This window comes from Secundilactobacillus kimchicus JCM 15530 (genome assembly GCF_001433995.1).
Lineage (GTDB): Bacteria > Bacillota > Bacilli > Lactobacillales > Lactobacillaceae > Secundilactobacillus > Secundilactobacillus kimchicus.
Genome location: NZ_AZCX01000003.1, coordinates 76,646 through 91,731 on the forward strand (window position 1 = coordinate 76,646; position 15,086 = coordinate 91,731).

Consider the following 15,086-nt stretch of genomic DNA (forward strand, 5'->3'; position numbering starts at 1 on the left):
TTCCCCTTTTGAATTAAGACATGACAAACTTGCGCAGGGTCTCTTTTACAAAGTTAGTAACCCGCTGTTTAATACTAATTTGTTGCTTAAATCCATATCCGATTTCGTTTAATTCCTTTGTCAATTCTCTAGAGTTCGTAGAACCGTAAAACTCATAATTATCAATTTGTTTCTGAACAACCGCCTCAGGTAGTTTAGTTTCTTCTGAGAATTCAGAAACTGATTCTTCTCGTTTATTTGCCAAATAACGACTTAGTTCACTGGAAACGTTGTCGTTAGGCTCAAGTTTAGGTATGATTTCATCCAAAAATTCATTAATCAAATTAGCCTTTAGTCGAAGATCCGGGTTATCTGCGTTCTCAAGCAAGTGCTTAATCTTATGCACGTCAGCTTGCTGGTTAGCAGCATTCTCTAGATCAATCGCCTTCACTAGATTAGAAATATATTGAACGTCAATTTGATCCGATGCCAGCAACTCAATCTCAAAATCAATATCGTTCAAAAAAGAGACTTTCTCCCCTTTTTCTGGCGTATTTCTCTTCAGGTCTTCGTAAGCTACCGAGTATTTACTCCGATAACGTTGCATATCACCATCTGTGAAGTCTTCAAGGTTGGCCCATTCAAAATCGTCGTAAACGCGAATCCTATTATGAACCCTCAGCACCTCTCTAAAGGCTAACACAAAGTCCTTAAGCGCTTCATCACCGATATTATGAAGTTTATCGACGGACTCCGGAGTTGGTGCAACCTGGTGCAGATCGTGAATTGCATTTTCAAGCTGAGATAACAGGTCTTCATAAGTCGGAACAAAAAAGTACTTCGAAGACCCTGCTGAAAATAATTTAACTGCATCATCGGTTTGCTTTTTGATGTTCCGATAGGTCACAATATTGCCTGATGGTTTCGACTGTTGTTCCACTCTATTTGTCCGCGAAAACGCTTGTATTAAACCGTGCCACTTCAATTTTTTATCTGAATACAGCGTTGAAAGTTTCGGCGAGTCAAAGCCGGTAAGAAACATATTAACCACAATCAGGATGTCAATATTGTCTTTTGGCGTACGGTCGTTATGGGCCTTCATTCGCTTTGAAACATCAGCAAAATACCCCTTAAAATCATCGGTACTAAAAGAGGTCCCATACATAGCATTATAATCATCAATGACACGGTCCAAGCCATGTCTTGAAGTTAACTCATCCACTTGATCTGGGTGTTCATCCCCAGTCTGCTTCTCACGTACACCATTTTCATTTGCCGCCCAAGTAAAAATAGAGGTAACGTTAAAATTGTTATTTTTATCCAACTCTTTAAACGTATGATAGTACTTCAAGGCCATACTCGTATCAGGCACAGTCAAGATGGCATTGTAGCGCCTGTGATCAGTAATTTGGTCGTGATTTAACATAATATGTTGCACGATCATTTTCAGGCGGTCTTCGTTCTCAAACGCTTCCTTAACTTTAATACCTGAAACTTCGTCGCTCCCATCTAAGAACACGTCATGTCCCTTGATAGTGTTGAGATATTGGATACTGAACCCTAAAACATTGTGGTCGCGAATAGCATCCTTGATCAAATATTTATGAAGACACTTCCCATATAGGGTTTCAGTCGTTCTGCCATCAGGTCCGACATTTTCTGCAAAAATAGGGGTCCCAGTAAAGCCAAAGTGTTGTGCGTTTTGAAACCATTTGTTGACATTTTTGCGCATTTCACCAAATTGACTTCTATGAGCTTCATCCTCAATAAAAACCACGTGTTTATCATGAAATGATTCCAAGAGTTTTTTGTACCGATCGCCAGATATCGCATTATTAAGCTTTTGAATTGTGGTCACAATTAGCGAATTATCTTTGCTACCTAATTGTTCAACTAGTTTTCGGGTGCTTTTCGTTCTATCGAGGGCGGGTTCGGAGGAACTACTATTAGGCAAATATGAATTAAAGTTTTTTGCGGTCTGAATATCTAGGTCTGAACGATCAATTAAAAAGATGACCTTTTCAGCATTTGTTTTTTGAGCAATTAACCGGCTGGCTTTAAATGACGTGATCGTTTTACCGGAACCAGTCGTATGCCAAATATACCCATTCTCATGAGGATTTTCTTTCGCCTGCAGCAGTATGGCTTCAGTTGCGTAGACCTGATAAGGACGCATAATCAGCATTCTAGACTGATCGTTATCAAAAATCGTATAGTCAGCAATTAAACTGTGGAAACGTTTTAGATCGAAAAAAGACGATGTGAATGCGTCTATATCATTAAGCCATTCGTTGTTTTGATTCGTCCAATAGAACATGAAATTGGCATTTAATTTTCCATCCCCATTTGCAAAATAACGGGTTTCATCTCCATTGGAAACCACGAAAATTTGCACAAATCGAAACAGTTGTCGATACGATTCATCTCTATACCGAATAATTTGATTAAAGGCCTCGCCAAAATCTGTCCCACGTCGCTTAAGTTCAATCTGAGCGATAGGAAGTCCATTAACTAGGACCGTCACGTCGTAACGGTTCGTATACTTGGCATTGATCGTAATTTGATGGGCAACCTCGTACGTGTTATGGGAAAAATCTACGCCATCGAAGAACTCTAGATATAGTTCGCTGTTGTCATCTCTAGTTATGACAATTTTACCGTATGGTTGCACATCTGAACCACGCAAAAGTTGGGCGATCTCAAACAACGACTTTGAACCTACTAATTCGTTCAAAACGCGCTCAAATTCAACATCGCTCAATTTTTGACCTTTTAGATTATCTACGTTTCTTTCGTTCAAAATTTCTCGAAAATGATTCAAAACAGCGGCTTCGTCGGCAAGCTTAATATTTTTGTAGCCAACGCTTTGAAGTTTTCTCATGAATTGTTCTTCAAGCGCAGCCTCAGATTGGAAATCACTAGACATAAAAATCCCCCAAATACGTACGTAATCACCAACTATTATAACTTAAATCATCACGATATCTGAATTTTTCTCAAAACAAGCGTAAGTTTTGTAACTTTCTGGAATATGCTATAGTCAAATAACAATCTAACATTTTGAAAGGAAGAGAATATGTCTAACTTATTTTTACAAAATCCTCTCAATGAGAGATCCTTATTCGAACCACCATTAACAATTCTACATAATTGGTTCATCGCATTACCCAACATCATTATTTTAACCTTTATTTTTGCACTTTTTTATAATGCTATCGACTACTTTAAGAAGCCTTCACACAAAAAGCACCACTCGCTCAATAAAAACGGTTGCTAAGGGGTTTGAGAAGGATTTTCTCACTTTGCCTTCAAAAATTAACTCTCTCTTCCTCTATCTCGCTTTTCATCCAATTTCTGGGTCATTAATTTTTCTCATCGTTAATGCCTTCATTGCTGACAATGTCGACCCTTCTATTTGGTCATTTTTATTCTCAACCTTCATCCTTTCATTCTTTAGCGCCACGTCGGTCTATTCTCAACACCCTGACAAAGAATCTTATCTTGTAAAGGTTAAAAGCACCTATTTATGGACAAATATCATTGGATCAGTTTTAACTCTCGCAGCTTTTTTAGTCCCCTATGTCACCGATCACCAAGAGGTTTTAAAAAAGTTACTTAAAGCCACCGACGAGCTTTCAAGTGTAGATAGCTACCAATTCCCGCTGGCCCTAGTAATTGTCTTTCTTTTCTTATTTCTTCCTCAATACTTAACTTTGTGTCTATCCTTCAATTTTTCTTGTGGTTTTTTCATCGGAAAGATCAGGCTTCGAAATTTACACGCAGAACGAAACCTTAACTCACATTAGCCCCCACTAAGTGTGTAATGATTATCCGTGAGCCACAATAAAATCCCTTCCGATAAGAGACTTAACTCATCCAGTGATTACCTTAAAAGTAGAACAGCAATCAACCTATTATTTAATGAGTTATATTCTCTTAATGAAAGGGATTCTATTTTTGCATCCTTTTTACTAATGAAACCTCATCCCCCCATCCACCTGCAACGACTGCCCAGTCACATACCCCGCAGCGTCCGACACAAACCAAGCCACAACCTCAGCCACATCCGCCGGTGTCGCCTCGCGGCCAATCGCAATCTCCGTCAGGCAATCGGCCTGCTGCTCAGGAATCGTCTTCCCCTTAATCGTAGCGGTCTTTTTATCAATCGCATCACGCATCTTCGTTCGCACGATGCCGGGGTTGTAGGCATTCACGGTAATCTTGTCGGCGGCCAATTCCTTAGCAGCCGATTGGGTCAGCCCACGAATCGCAAACTTCGACGCCGAGTAAGCACTCTGGAGCGCTGAGGCCTCGTAGCCGGCTAACGACGCAGCATTGACGATGCGTCCGCCGTGCCCCTGCTTTTTAAACTGCTCGGCAGCCGCTTGAATGCCCCAGTAGGTGCCTTTCAAATTCACATCTAGCAAACGTTCCACGTCCGCTGGGTCCGAGTCCACAAACGAATCAATAAAGGCCACACCCGCGTTATTGATGTAGGCCCCGAGTTCGCCAAACTGGTCAACCGCCTTCTGGACTAACGTAAAGACGGCGTCGCGATCCGCCACATCCAGCACAAATGCTTCCGCTTCGTGGCCTTCACCGCGTAAGTCTCCAGCTACCTTTGCTGCCGTCTCCGCATTAATATCAGCCACCGCAATGGCGAAACCAGCCGCTGCCAAGCGGTGTGCGATACCTTCACCGATGCCTTGGCCCGCGCCCGTTACAATCGCTACTTTTGTCATTTGCCAGTCCCCCTAGATCACGTTGCGATTAAAAGCGTCGTCACTGATGCCTTCGTCGAGAATCTTCTTAGCCCATTCTTTGGCCGAGAACAACGAATGGTCGCGGTAGTTGCCACAGCTATAAACGTCGACGCCGGGCACGTCTTCCCACTTCGTCACCGTAGCGATTTCCTCAAGCGCACCCTTCAGCGCCTTAGCCACTTCGGTTGTCGAGTGCTCGCCCCAGGTAATCAAATGAAAGCCAGTGCGACAGCCAAATGGTGAGCAGTCAATGACACCGGCCAATCGGTCGCGTAATAACCCTGCCAGCAAGTGTTCAATCGTGTGGAGCCCCGCCGTTGGAATGGCGTTGGCGTTTGGCTGAACCAATCGTAAGTCGTAGTTGCTGATTGTATCGCCCTTGCCACCGTTTTCTTCCGTAATTAATCGAACGTATGGGGCCTTTACCTTTGTGTGATCTAACGTAAAGCTTTCAACTTTTGCCATTTTTAACTGCACTCCTTTTAATTATCGAAATATGATAGTGGTTTTGAAACTTCAATCTTAGTGCCGTAGTACTTATCCTTGATATACTTTTGAATACTTGGCTCGTGGTAGAGTTTAACGAGCTTTTTATAGTTCTTGTTGTTCTTATTCTTGGCAGCTGTCGCCAAAATATTGATGTTATCTTTGGTACTTTGGTCCACATTTTCGTGGAAGATGGAATCCGTCAACACGTGGAGGTCCCCCTCGAGCGCCACGGTATTAGAAATCAACACGGCATCCACGTCGTTAATGATCCGTGGGCCGGTTGTATCGTCAATTTGTTTAAACTTGAGATGCTTGGGGTTACTTTTAATATCCTTGATGGTTCCCAAAATGCCGAAGTCCTTATTCAACGTGATCAAACCGGCCTTTTGGAGTAGCAATAATCCCCGCGCTGCTTGTGACGGGTTATCCGCAATCGCAATCGTGGCCCCGTTTGGAATTTGCTTCACCGACTTCACCTTTTTCGAATACAGACCCAATGGCTCCAAGTAAGTCGTCCCCAAAGCAGCCAGCTTCTGTTTCGGATTCTGTTGGTTATACGTCAGATAGTATGACCAAGACTGAAACGCATTAACATCGACGTTTCCTGCAGAGGTGGCCTTATTCAGTTGCACACCATCGGTAATTTGTTTCACGTTGATCTTCAAACCGGCCTTCTTCGCTTCATCGGACTTCGCAATATGTTGCCAAATATCATAATCCGACCCTTGTGAACCAATGGTAATCGTACTCGACTGCCCACTTGCTTTACTCTGGCTCGTCACCGCATGAATCCCAAATCCAGCGGCAATCACAACCACCACAATGCCAATTAACCATAACGCACTCTTCTTCATTACATACACTCCTCTAATGATGATCCACTTTTTTAGCAATCCAATCACCGATAATTTGAACGGCAAAAACCATAATTAAAATAATAATCATCGCAACAAACGTAATATCGTTTTCAAACCGGGCGTAACCAATACTGATGGCAATGTCGCCTAATCCGCCGGACCCAATAGCACCGGCCATCGTCGTTAATCCAATTAAGCTGATGACGGTCACAATCGAGACCCGGACAATGTCGCCCAGCCCTTCCTTGAGATAAACCCGAAAGATGATGGCCATGGGACTGGAACCCATTGATTCTGCTGCTTCAACGACGCCTCGATCCACATCAAGCAAGGCGTTTTGAACCTGCCGCGCATAGAAGGGAAAGATTCCAAAAATCAGGGGAACCAGAGCCGCGGTCGTGCCAACTGTTGTGCCAATCAGAAAATTGGTCAGTGGGGAAATGACGGCTAACAAAATGATAAATGGAATTGACCGTAATAGATTCACCACTTTATCTAATACCGAGTAGGTCAACCGATCTTCCAGTAGGCCGCCGGGTTGCGTGACGACCAATAAAACGCCAAATAATAAGCCTAAAACCGCTGAAATAAGTGCTGAAAAAAACGTCATATAGATGGTTTCCCAGGTTGCTTGCAAAAACTCTGCTTTCATTTGTAAAACGTTTGGAATTAAAGCCGCCACTACAGCTCACCACCCTTCAAATTGGCATCCGTCAAGATCTGAGTCGTGACACCCCGGTCTTTCCATTGCGTCACTGCCGTGTTAAAGCCTTCAATATCACCGGTTAAAATGGCAATCATCACGCCGACGTTTTCGCCGTCTATCTGATCGATATTGGCAAATAAAATATTGACGTCAATGCCAAATTCCTTGGAAAGCTTCGACAGCACGCCTTCCTTCGTCGACTGACCGACGAAGTTGAAGTACATCAACTCTTGATTACTTGCAAAGTTGGCAATCGAAACCGTTGAACCAATGCGCTCAATGGCTTCCTTAACGTTCGTGCTCGTTTCAACAAAATCTCGTGACAACGCCGTTTGCGGTTGGGTAAACACCCGTGATACGCGGCCGCGTTCAATGATGCGCCCAGCGTCCATCACCGCCACGTTATGGCAGATACTTTTAATCACTTGCATTTCATGCGTAATCAGGACGATGGTAACGCCTAACTCCGCGTTCAATCGCTTCAGCAAATTCAGGATCGACTTCGTCGTTTTGGGGTCCAAGGCACTCGTTGCTTCATCGGAAATCAATACCTCAGGGTCACTGGCTAATGCACGGGCAATCGCCACCCGCTGCTTTTGCCCACCCGAGAGTTGACTAGGGTAGGTATCGGCATACTCTGCTAACCCCACGAGTTTTAAAAGACGGGCTGCTTTGGCACGGCGATCAGCTTTACTCATCCGGCTCCCCAGTAACGGATATTCCACATTGCCCAGCACCGTGCGCGCTGCCATCAGATTAAAATGTTGAAAGATCATGCTGACTTTTTTGCGGGCTTGTCGAAGTTCGACGGGCTTGAGTGTTTGCAAGTCCTGACCACTAACCGTCACCGAACCCGTTGTTGGCTTTTGCAACAAGTTGATCACCCGCACCAAAGTACTCTTCCCAGCACCCGAATACCCAATGATCCCGTAGATATCGCCTTTTTCAACCGTTAAATCAACGTCTTGAACAGCTGCCACCGTCTGATCATGGGTCTTAAATGTCACCGAAATGTCTTTGAGGTCAATAATGTTTGTGGCCGTTGCCATTACGCAATAACTCCCTTCTCAGCCGGAACGCCGAACACAATGGGCGCAATCTGGCTTAAATAATGGTCATCTACCTCATCAAAGGTATTAAACTTCGGACTATCCAAATCAAGAACGCCAAAGAATTGACCGTCTTGAAAAATCGGCACGACAATCTCTGAATTCGAGGCGCTATCACAAGCGATATGCCCTTTGAATTGGTGAACATCCGGGACAATCTCAGATTGTTTCGTCTCGGCGACCGTCCCACAAACACCAGCACCAACTGCAATGTGCATGCACGCTGGCTTCCCCTGAAACGGTCCTAGAATCAGCTCATCGTTTTGATAGCGGTAAAAACTCGTACCGTTCAAATCAGGTAATTCGCTGAAAATTAGTGAAGCCAAGTTGCTCATGTTAGCAACCAAATCAAACTCGCCTGTCAGTAATCCCTTTGCCTGTTGAATCAGCAGTTCGTATCGCTCTGTCTTTTGACTCATTCCAATCCCTCCAAATAAAAAACGCCCCTCGTCCCTCCATTTCTGGAATAAGGACGAAAGAGCGTTTCGCGTTACCACCTTAGATTTAAATAACCCTCACAGGTTATGACTCAGCGGGTACGTGGCAAAAGCCAGATACCCCGACTCTGTAACGGGAGTGCCCGCCACCGCTTCGCTGATGCTCGGCTGTGGAAACGATTGATCAGACCATATTCGGCGGCTCATCAACGTTGCCTTGCACCACATTGGCAACTCTCTTAGGAAGACTGACCGCTTACTCATCTGTTGTTTTTGATTGATTTGATTAGATTCATTGGTGATTATTATGAGACTTTGATTAGTATCTGTCAACAGTGAAATTTAAAAAGGCTATAGCGTTAAAAATCACGACTTTATCATCATTTAAATTCAAATACCCGCTTGACAATATGTCGTTTCGACCTATACTGTAATAGGTCGAAACGACATGTTCAAAAAAAGGAGGCACTCACCAAATGTACGAACTCTTAGTCCTCGGCGCCCTAATGGTCCACGATAGAACGGGCTATAAACTGCGTCAAATTCTGGAAGGAAACTTGGACACCCGACGAAAAATTTCTAATGGCGTCATGTATCCTGTCCTACATAAACTCGAACAGGACGGCTATATCACCTTGTCCAAACTCCGAGTTGAGGGCCGGGAACAAAAACTCGCCAGCATCACCGACGCTGGTCGAGCCTACTTTGAAAAGTTAATGCACCAACCAATTCCAAATGACGCCAAGCGTGAAGCTACCTATCGCTTTAAAATCCGGGCCATGGGCCGGGAAACAGTTGGCTTTCAGCGGGCGGTTCTGACTGATTATCAAGCCATCATATTACAGGATTTAAAGGACTACCAAACCGTTACGGACCATCTGCTGTCCCAAAAAGATAACCCAGAACGGCAAGTCGATATCGGCTGGAACCTGCGGGCATTTGATCTCGCACAGGCCATCAATCACGCCAAGCTCACCTGGGTCAACGAACAACTTGCCGCCCTCGACGGACTCGCGGACGACGACCACTTCACTACCTTACCAATTACAGAATAGAGGTCACTTCATGGAAAATAACTATAAAAAATGGCTCGCCCTCGTGGCGATGTCATTGGGCACCTTCATGGGCTTGCTCGACGTCACCGTTGTCAATGTCGCCCTGCCCGCCCTCGCAAAACACTTCAACGAAACCTTCACCAACCTCCAATGGGTGTTGAACATCTACACCTTAGTTCTGGCCATCAGTCTGCTGATTGTCTCAAAATTGGGTGATATGTTTGGCCGCAAGAAGATTTTTCTGCTCTCCATTGTCATTTTCGTGATTGCATCCGCCATTAATGGCCTTGCGCCAAATGCCATGGCCCTGTATATCGGGCGGGGCATTCAAGCCATCGGTGGTGCCGGCATGAACTCGCTGGCCATGGCACTGGTGGCCACGAACTTCCAAGGTAAAGAACGCGGCGTGGCATTAGGAATTCTCGGCTCCGTGATTGGAATTTCCACCGCTTCAGGTCCACTGATTGGCGGCTACTTGGTCGAAACCTTCGGCTGGTCATCCATTTTCTACATCAACGTGCCCATTGGCATTATCGCCATCCTACTCACGTTAGCCTATGTCAAAGAAACGCCAAGCTACGGCGCTAAAGAACGGGTCGATTTTGGGGGAATGGTGCTCTCTGCCCTCACGCTATTTTCGCTGATCTACGGGTTGATTCAAAAGGAAGGCCACGCTAACTGGGGCTGGACCAACATGAACATTCTGAGTTGGCTTATCGCCGCCGTGATCAGCTTCATTGCCTTTATCTGGGTCGAATCCCGCGTCAAACAACCAATGATCGACCTCGCCATGTTCAAGAGCCGCCACTTGATTGGAACGCTGACCGTCGCCGTCGCATTAGGGATCAGTCTCTATTCATTTAATGCGTTCTTAACCGTTTTGATGCAAAATTACTTGGGCTACACTGCCTTTCAAACCGGGCTCCGGCAACTCACTATTAGTATCTGGTCACTCATTCTTGGGCCCGTCACTGGTGCATTAGGCAACCGGTTCGCTAAGAATAAATTGATTGGGTATAGCTTGTTCATTGGTGCCATCGGCTTTGTCGTGTTCATGAACGCCATGGTCACTCACCTCAGTTTCAACCAGATGTGGCCGGCCATGATCCTGATGGGCATTACCAACGGGATGGTCAATCCACTGTTGAACAGTGCTGGTCTAGAAGGTGTTGCCCTCAAAGAAATGGGCCTCACAAGTGGTCTCATCAACGTCTTCCGTCAAATTGGTACCACCCTTGGCGTCGTTGGGCTTGGATTGGTACAATCAAACCGGTACGAAAGCTACCTAAATACTCACATGACCGATATTGCCGCAATGCCCGCCAGCGTGGCGAAGACCCTCACTAAGGTACTGGTCGACGCTGGTCCATTTGCGGGTCACGGCATCGCTTTCTCGACGCGAATGAGCCACACGCCGTTTGCGGCCGGCCTACAGACGGTCGTCTTGGCAGCGTATAGCGCCGCAATGCGCAACATCACGTTAGTTGCTGCCGTCGTGTTGGTGATTGCCGGGATTGCTGCACTGACGTTGATGCACGGGCGGCAGCGTAGTGTGGATGCCACACAATGATAGCCGCTTAGCGCCAACCGCGGCATTCTAGTATTTTCCTAAAACGAAGCAGTTTCTTTCATTGCTCTCAACAATAGCGAACCCCGCCAAAATCCTTCTAGGACCTTTGGCGGGGTTCGCTATTTTAGTTTAACCATAATATCTGCATTTACAACATTAAATGACGGTCATCAAAATTATGACAAATCACCCACAATTTTAACTCGAACTTTTGTTGAGCCATCCGCATTATAAGCGATTGGAATCTCCTCGACTTCAACCAATTCCAATGTATTGGCATCCGCCCCAGCTTCCTTGGCTAAGTCGGCTGCTTGTCTCTGAGCATCATTGAGTGACTCTTCCCGGTTTTGCTCAGAATAAACGTAGATTTGTTCAATCTGGCCGCTAATTTGAGCAATCGAAGCCCCAATGGCATTTGCGACCGAACCAAGCTGATCCTTCACCGCTTTTGAAACACCCGCCAGTTTCTCGGGCACAATAATCGACCCGCCGCCGACCAGCACAATTGACGCATCGTTAGCGTTAGTTTTCATCTTATCAACAGCATCTTCGACCATGCGCTTAATCTCTTCCATGGCCTTTTCAGCTACTCCAAGATCGACTTTTTTGGCGACTCGTTCAGGATTACCGACAGTGCTCATACCAAGTCGTACAGCGACATCGGTAGCCGTCAAAGTATCGCCACCAAACGTGATGGCTTCCTCCACAATTTTATAACCCACACTTTTCGGACCGACTGACACTGAACCATCATCGTTGACGGTCACAATACTCCCACCGCCTAAACCAATGGAAATCACATCCGGCATCCGAAAGTTTGTGGTAATCCCGCCGACTTCAATCGCCAGAGATGATTCACGAGGAAAGCCATTTTGTAAAACTCCTAAGTCGGTCGTCGTTCCACCGACATCAACCACAATGGCATTTCTAATTTCTGCCAGGTAGGCCGCCCCACGAATACTGTTTGTCGGGCCACTACCGATGGTCAAAATTGGATAACGACGAGCAAATTCTGAAGACATCAATGTCCCATCATTTTGACAAAGGTATAACCGAGCATTAACGACACCCTCGTTCTCCAAAGCCTTCTTAAAACCATCAACCGTATTCTGGATAACTTTTGCAAGACTGGCATTCAAAATCGTCGCATTTTCACGCTCAATTAACCCCAATGACCCAATTTTGGACGATAGACTAACCGGGACGTCTTCTCCTAACATTTGCTTCGCCAGTTTACCGACAACTTCTTCTTGTTCGTCGTTCACCGAAGAAAACACACCTGTGATTGCAACTGATTCGACTTTACCTTTCCAATCACTCAAAATATTAACAATCTGCTTTTTATCAATTTCATTCAGCACTCTACCATCTGTCTCAAAGCCACCATCAACAATGGCTGTATAACCACCTAGCGCCTCAACCATATCCTCCGGCCAAGCCGTGTACGGCGGCACGGAAGCCGTTGCGGGATAGCCGACCCGCAGCACACCAACCTTTGCCAAATGCTTCCGTTCAACGATGGCATTCGTACACTGGGTAGTGCCTAACATTGCTTGGGTAATTTCTGACGGACTAATATGGGCTAACTGGAGCACTTTTGTCAACGCATTGAAAATTCCTGATTCGATATTTTGGGTCGTATGCGCCTTAACCGACGCAATGACTTGCAACCGATCGTTTAAAATAATGGCATCTGTATTCGTACCACCAACGTCTATCCCTAACCGATACATTTAAACTTCCTCCTTTTGCAAATCCTCAACTGGCTTGAAGTCCATGTCGTAGCCAAAGTAACGTGGCCCAGTCGTTTCAATTCCCTTTTTAGTTCGCCAAAGCGGATTGGCTTTAGTAGCCAAGACGCGGACCCGTTTCCCATATTTTAAATTTTCCGTCGTCACAGGGACCAACGTTTCCGTATCTACCAGGATAATGAGGTCAGGCGTAACCGCCGATAAACGGTCATCGACCTTGGCAATTTTATTTTCATTTTGAAAATCAATTTCGCAGCGAGATCCTTTGTTCTGGTCTAATCCATCAATCTGAATCGTTCCGAAGTTAAAGCCATTTTTAGTCGTTCTAATGACATCAACAATCTTTCCTTGAAACAGGTGGAAGCCATCCGTTTCACGCAATAACGCTTCATAAGGATCTTCTTTGCTGCCAGAAGCCTGTTCGATCATCTGGCCGACAACTTCACATTGTGACACAATGCCGTGAACGCCCCACTGTTTCAGGTTGGCGCCCGTGCAGGGGTACAACGCTACAGCAGCCTGGCCGCCCATTTCAGTCGTCTCAGCTCTTAAAATGGTTTCTGCCCACTTATCTGTCACCGTTTCCGTCACTGAAATATTGCCTTTTTCGTCGGTAATCACCAGTGGCGAAATATTAATTCCACCGAGGTGAAGCGTCGTCATCTGCAATTCCGGGAAAGCGCGACCCATCGTATCACAGTCAACTAGCGGAATACCGAGTTGGGCCGCAACCACCAGCGGAATCATTGAGTTTACACCACCTGCTTCGATTGGAAAAACACCCGTAAACTGCTTTCCGATATACTGACTAATCTTTTCGAAAGCGTGCCGATATTCATTTCCGTTCGGAATCTTCTCAGCAAGAACCGTCGGCGCACCCATCCCAGCAACTGAAATGAAAAGGTCTTCCTCTTCGATTTCATCGGTTGAAACCAATTTGACTGGACCAAATTTTTCGACCGCTGCAATTGCCATCATTTTGCCAACATAGGGGTTGCCACCTCCACCAGCACCAAAAAACGAAGCACCTAACGCAATATTTTCAATTTCTTCTCGGCCAATTAATCGCATTTTAGAAACACCCCTTTAATTTTTTTTAACAGCATTGTCGTTCTGTCTTACTGTCACTTTTTCGCCGACCCAATAGACCACAAATGATAAAACAATTCCGACTAGTGGATTATTTGGTATTTGCGGTCCCTTTGGGAAGAAGGCCAAAATGACTGGCAGGCAACCAACCACAGCCCCAACTAACCAGGCGAAAAAGCCGAGCCAGTTAACGCCTTCTGTTGCGTGCCACAAATGCTTATCACCATGGTTAATCAGCCAGTATGATGCGCACATAACCCCGGCAACTGGCGGAATTGTTGCCGATAAAACGTTCATAATTGGGGTGAAGTAATTTAAAATACCACCAATTGCGAGCATCGTGCCAACTAACCCAATTGCCCAAATCGTGACTTTACGATATTTCGGTGAAATGTTGAAAACGTTGATGATCGCGATACCGCCTGAGTACGCGTTAATCACGTTGACCTTCCAAGTCGCAAGCACAAGGGCAAGACTACCAACCAGTGGCGACCCCACTTTAGCAAAGACCCCGTTAATGTCTGAACTCTTAAAGACGATGGTTAATACAGCGCCAACACCAATCATCAGGACCCCGGCGGGAATGACCCCGAATATTGCGGCCTTAACGACATCCGAACGCTTAACAGAAAACTGTGAATAATCTCCGGCAATGACTGCGCCTAACGCAAAGCCACCGACAGTTGAGGCCAGTCCGTTTGTAAAACTCATTGTCGTCGCTGGATGGTAGTGATTAATCGCTGCTAACCCACCATGGTCCATCGCGAAGTACAAGCCATAAAGGACAACAATGACTAAGTACGGAACTGCTATGTACGCTAGAATACGGATCAATTTAACACCGTAAATAGCCGTGAAAATCATGATGATCCCCCAGACTAATGATGAGAGCCAAATTGGAAAACTGATGCCAAAGCCACCTAATAAACTGGAAAAAGCTTGGCCTGCCACGTTAGCCTGAATACCGAACCACCCTAAGCAAGCAATCGCCAGTAGAATTGAGATCACTTTTGACGAGCCAACCTTGCCAAAAACTTGCTCAGCGACCTTAACGGTTGGTTTACCTTGATCTGAACTCTGCATCCCTTGAAAGATCATAATCAGCACGATCAAAGCATATCCAAGAAGTGCCGTCCAAAGCGTCTGGCTTAATCCCATCCCAGTCACAAGGCTGCCACCTAACAGTAAACTCGGAATTGAGACGAGCGCGCCAGCCCAGATAAAGCCCAATCCCCACCATTTTTGATTTCGTTCATTATTCTCCATGAATGAACCTCCTTA

The 15,086-nt window shown here is 45.5% G+C and carries 13 protein-coding genes; 3 read left to right on the forward strand and 10 right to left on the reverse strand.

Going from position 1 to position 15,086, the window contains the following annotated elements:
* Nucleotides 1–13: 13 nt before the first annotated feature.
* Entirely contained in the window at nt 14–2,905 is a 2,892-nt protein-coding gene (locus tag FC96_RS04950; protein ID WP_056942229.1) for a type I restriction endonuclease subunit R, read from the reverse strand.
* Nucleotides 2,906–3,281: 376 nt separating this feature from the next.
* On the opposite strand from FC96_RS04950, the gene FC96_RS04955 reads away from it, so the two are divergent.
* A complete protein-coding gene (locus FC96_RS04955) occupies nt 3,282–3,785 on the forward strand; it encodes a hypothetical protein (protein WP_056942230.1) in 504 nt (167 codons plus the stop codon).
* 165 nt (nt 3,786–3,950) lie between these two features.
* Here FC96_RS04955 and FC96_RS04960 read toward each other — a convergent pair whose 3' ends face one another.
* The 6 genes from FC96_RS04960 to FC96_RS04985 are packed head-to-tail and all read right to left on the reverse strand — an operon-like array spanning nt 3,951 to nt 8,322.
* On the reverse strand, nt 3,951–4,721 hold the full coding sequence (locus FC96_RS04960; protein ID WP_056942231.1) for an acetoin reductase: 771 nt from the start codon (nt 4,719–4,721) through the stop codon (nt 3,951–3,953).
* Between the two features lie 12 nt (nt 4,722–4,733).
* Nucleotides 4,734–5,207: an S-ribosylhomocysteine lyase gene (locus tag FC96_RS04965; protein WP_054660140.1), complete on the reverse strand. Its 474-nt coding sequence runs from the start codon at nt 5,205–5,207 to the stop codon at nt 4,734–4,736.
* 17 nt (nt 5,208–5,224) lie between these two features.
* Nucleotides 5,225–6,085 (reverse strand): MetQ/NlpA family ABC transporter substrate-binding protein, encoded by an 861-nt coding sequence (locus tag FC96_RS04970; RefSeq protein WP_054660142.1) that lies wholly within the window; start codon nt 6,083–6,085, stop codon nt 5,225–5,227.
* A gap of 13 nt (nt 6,086–6,098) precedes the next feature.
* Nucleotides 6,099–6,770 (reverse strand): methionine ABC transporter permease, encoded by a 672-nt coding sequence (locus FC96_RS04975; RefSeq protein ID WP_156403162.1) that lies wholly within the window; start codon nt 6,768–6,770, stop codon nt 6,099–6,101.
* On the reverse strand, nt 6,770–7,843 hold the full coding sequence (locus FC96_RS04980) for a methionine ABC transporter ATP-binding protein (protein WP_056942232.1): 1,074 nt from the start codon (nt 7,841–7,843) through the stop codon (nt 6,770–6,772). The genes FC96_RS04975 and FC96_RS04980 overlap by 1 nt, the downstream gene beginning before the upstream one ends.
* Nucleotides 7,843–8,322 (reverse strand): GAF domain-containing protein, encoded by a 480-nt coding sequence (locus FC96_RS04985; protein ID WP_054660144.1) that lies wholly within the window; start codon nt 8,320–8,322, stop codon nt 7,843–7,845. Before FC96_RS04985 ends, FC96_RS04980 begins: the two co-directional genes overlap by 1 nt.
* Before the next feature lie 494 nt (nt 8,323–8,816).
* On the opposite strand from FC96_RS04985, the gene FC96_RS04990 reads away from it, so the two are divergent.
* Complete coding sequence (locus tag FC96_RS04990; protein WP_054660146.1) at nt 8,817–9,395, forward strand: PadR family transcriptional regulator; 579 nt, start codon at nt 8,817–8,819, stop codon at nt 9,393–9,395.
* Nucleotides 9,396–9,405: 10 nt separating this feature from the next.
* Nucleotides 9,406–10,965, forward strand: a complete 1,560-nt coding sequence (locus FC96_RS04995; RefSeq protein ID WP_056942233.1) for a DHA2 family efflux MFS transporter permease subunit — start codon at nt 9,406–9,408, stop codon at nt 10,963–10,965.
* A 176-nt stretch (nt 10,966–11,141) separates the two neighbouring features.
* Here FC96_RS04995 and FC96_RS05000 read toward each other — a convergent pair whose 3' ends face one another.
* Genes FC96_RS05000 through FC96_RS05010 form a run of 3 tightly spaced genes read right to left on the reverse strand, consistent with a single transcriptional unit; the run spans nt 11,142 to nt 15,071 of the window.
* Nucleotides 11,142–12,698: a hydantoinase/oxoprolinase N-terminal domain-containing protein gene (locus tag FC96_RS05000; RefSeq protein WP_056942234.1), complete on the reverse strand. Its 1,557-nt coding sequence runs from the start codon at nt 12,696–12,698 to the stop codon at nt 11,142–11,144.
* Complete coding sequence (locus FC96_RS05005; protein WP_056942235.1) at nt 12,699–13,787, reverse strand: DUF917 domain-containing protein; 1,089 nt, start codon at nt 13,785–13,787, stop codon at nt 12,699–12,701.
* 15 nt (nt 13,788–13,802) lie between these two features.
* Nucleotides 13,803–15,071, reverse strand: a complete 1,269-nt coding sequence (locus tag FC96_RS05010) for a cytosine permease (protein ID WP_054660148.1) — start codon at nt 15,069–15,071, stop codon at nt 13,803–13,805.
* Between the last annotated feature and the right edge of the window lie 15 nt (nt 15,072–15,086).

Excerpts from the sequence above, each read along its gene's own strand:
- FC96_RS04980 (WP_056942232.1), bottom strand. The coding sequence starts at position 7,843 with ATGGCAACGGCCACAAACATTATTGACCTCAAAGACATTTCGGTGACA.
- FC96_RS04985 (WP_054660144.1), bottom strand. The coding sequence starts at position 8,322 with ATGAGTCAAAAGACAGAGCGATACGAACTGCTGATTCAACAGGCAAAG.
- FC96_RS04960 (WP_056942231.1), bottom strand. The coding sequence starts at position 4,721 with ATGACAAAAGTAGCGATTGTAACGGGCGCGGGCCAAGGCATCGGTGAA.
- FC96_RS05000 (WP_056942234.1), bottom strand. The coding sequence starts at position 12,698 with ATGTATCGGTTAGGGATAGACGTTGGTGGTACGAATACAGATGCCATT.
- FC96_RS05010 (WP_054660148.1), bottom strand. The coding sequence starts at position 15,071 with ATGGAGAATAATGAACGAAATCAAAAATGGTGGGGATTGGGCTTTATC.
- FC96_RS04970 (WP_054660142.1), bottom strand. The coding sequence starts at position 6,085 with ATGAAGAAGAGTGCGTTATGGTTAATTGGCATTGTGGTGGTTGTGATT.
- FC96_RS04965 (WP_054660140.1), bottom strand. The coding sequence starts at position 5,207 with ATGGCAAAAGTTGAAAGCTTTACGTTAGATCACACAAAGGTAAAGGCC.
- FC96_RS04990 (WP_054660146.1), top strand. The coding sequence starts at position 8,817 with ATGTACGAACTCTTAGTCCTCGGCGCCCTAATGGTCCACGATAGAACG.
- FC96_RS04950 (WP_056942229.1), bottom strand. The coding sequence starts at position 2,905 with ATGTCTAGTGATTTCCAATCTGAGGCTGCGCTTGAAGAACAATTCATG.
- FC96_RS04995 (WP_056942233.1), top strand. The coding sequence starts at position 9,406 with ATGGAAAATAACTATAAAAAATGGCTCGCCCTCGTGGCGATGTCATTG.
- FC96_RS05005 (WP_056942235.1), bottom strand. The coding sequence starts at position 13,787 with ATGCGATTAATTGGCCGAGAAGAAATTGAAAATATTGCGTTAGGTGCT.